3 protein-coding genes are annotated in these 2,188 nt (G+C 74.4%); 1 reads left to right on the forward strand and 2 read right to left on the reverse strand.

Features of this window, described 5'->3' with window-relative positions:
* The coding region (locus AC5JLB_RS00350) for a hypothetical protein (RefSeq protein ID WP_495871870.1) at positions 1-336 on the forward strand (336 nt) is incomplete at its 5' end.
* A 2-nt stretch (positions 337-338) separates the two neighbouring features.
* On the opposite strand, the gene AC5JLB_RS00355 is transcribed toward AC5JLB_RS00350, so the two are convergent.
* A complete protein-coding gene (locus AC5JLB_RS00355; RefSeq protein WP_495871871.1) occupies positions 339-1,445 on the reverse strand; it encodes an MFS transporter in 1,107 nt (368 codons plus the stop codon).
* Positions 1,446-1,516: 71 nt separating this feature from the next.
* Positions 1,517-2,188 (reverse strand): sugar phosphate isomerase/epimerase family protein (locus AC5JLB_RS00360; RefSeq protein ID WP_495871872.1); only part of this gene is annotated, 672 nt, incomplete at its 5' end.

Raw genomic sequence — 2,188 nt, forward strand, 5'->3', positions numbered from 1 at the left:
CTGGAGCGGGTCCGGGGTGAGGGGTGGTGGGGCGCCCCGGAGTCCGCCGACTACTACGCCCAGCACGCGACCGGGGACGATCCGTTCAACTGGATCAAGGCCCATCCGATTCTGACGCCCGAAGCGCTCCGCCGCTACCCCTTCGACCACGCGGGCCAGGGCGAGACCTCGTTCATGCTCGCGCTCCGCCCCGAGACGGTGGACATGGCGGCGGCCGAGGGCGGTCCCTGGTACACGGCGACGGCGCGGGACGCCTCCGCCGCCTTGGGAGAGGCGGGGGTGGGGCTGGTGCTCGACCACCTCCGCGCGGTGCTGGTCGGGGCGCGGCGCGCCTGAGTTCAGGGAAGGGCGAGCCGGCCCGTGCGGGTGCGGAGGAGCGCGAAGATCCCGGCTACGGCGAGCCCGGCGACGGCCACGATGGAGAGCACGGCCTCCTCGCCCGCGCGGGCCAGGATCGGTTGGACGGCGATGGGGCTCAGCAGCCCGCCGAGGAGCCCGGCCGTCAGTATGGCCGAGGTCATCCGCGGGTCCGGTCCCAGGATGCGCATCGCCCAGACGTAGTAGGACGGGAAGATCATGCCCACGAAGGCGCCTGCGGCGACGTAGCCCAGCGCCGGCGCGCCGAGCGCGGCGGTCGCCATCGCGAGGCCGGCGCCCCCGGTTCCGATCAGGAACAGCACGTCCGGGGGGAAGCGCCCCGCCAGCCAGGTGAGCGCGAGCCGCGCGGCGAGGTAGGCCATGAAGAAGCCGGAGGTCAGGCCGGCCGCGGTCTCCTCCCCCAGGCCGGTCCCGACCAGGGCCGAGGCGCCGAAGCCGACCGAGAGCCCCTCGATGAGGCCGTTGCCGAAGATGAAGAGCGTGACGAGGAGCCGTCGGTCGCGCAGGTCGGGGAGGCCGCGTCGAGTGGGCTCCGGCTCCGGGCGGGCGAGCGACAGGGCGACGGCGGCAAGGGCCGTCACCCCCGCGAAGGCCAGCGTCGGCCGGCTGCCGGTCGCGAGGAACGCGAGGGGCGACACGATGGCGCCAAAGCCGTAGATGGCGTTGACGAGGCCGACCATCCCGGGCCCGCGCGCCCCGAATCCGGCCAGGAAGCCCCGGTTCACCGCTGCCATCAGGACGCCGAAGCCGAGCCCCGTCACGAAGGCCCCGGCGAGGGCCATCCCCCAGCTACTCGAGAGGCCGAGGATCACGGTGCCGAGGACCAGGCCGGCGAGCCCAGTCCGGATGCCGAGCCCGGAAACCCCGAGGAAGCCCGCGAGCACGGCGAGGAACGACCCGGCTCCGTTCGCGGCCAGGAGCCATCCCCCCTCCCCTTCGCCGAGCCCGAATGCCTCGGACCAGAGTGGCAGCGTCACCCCGTAGAGCGGCGGCATCATGCCGGAGGCAAAGAAGGCAAGCGCGCCGGAGAGGAAGAGGCGCGTGTCGAAGGCGTCGGCGCGGGGCAAGTCGGGGCTCCGGGGAGGGTCGCGGCCCAATGGCACCGGTCGAACGGCGGTGTCCAGGGGGCTCTGTCGCGTCAGGCGTCCGAGACCCGCGCCCAGGTGGCGAGGGAGCGGCGGATCGCCTCCCGGATGGCAGGAAGGGGCAGCGGCTCGGCGGCGCGGACCGGGTCCGAGCGGCCGGGGCGACGCAGGCGGAGCGGAAGCTCGATGGCGACCGGCAGGCCCGGGGCGAAGCGGGCCAGGGCTCCGGCGGCGGCGGCCCAATCCACGCGGCCCTCGCCCAAGGGAACGAAGCGCCAGTCCGGCCCCTCCTCGGCGATGTCCTTGAGATGCGCGTGGGCGGCGAAGGGCAGCGCGGCCGAGAGACCTGGCTCGACCCCACCCGCGTAGGTCAGAAGGTTGCCGATGTCGACGTTGAGCCGCAGTCGCGGCGAGCCGAGCATCCGGACCAGGGCCGCGCCCTCTTCCCCCCGGCCGATCAGGTCGCCCGAGCCGTGGCCCGGGTTCTCGAGCGCCAGGGTGACGCCGGCCGCTTCGAGCGCCGGGAGGGCCGCTTCCAGACGTTGCAGAATAGCCTCGCGGCCCGTCGCCGGGCCGGCATTGGTGATGAGGATGCCAGCACCGAGCGCCCCCGCGAAGGCGATGCGCCGGGCGAGCATCGGTCCGGCGTCGGAGGAGGAGAGGTCCATGTGGGCGGAGACGCCCTGGACCCTGAGGCCTCGGTCGGCGAGCGCGCGGGAGAGGCG

The sequence above is a fragment of the Myxacorys chilensis genome, from assembly GCF_059505265.1.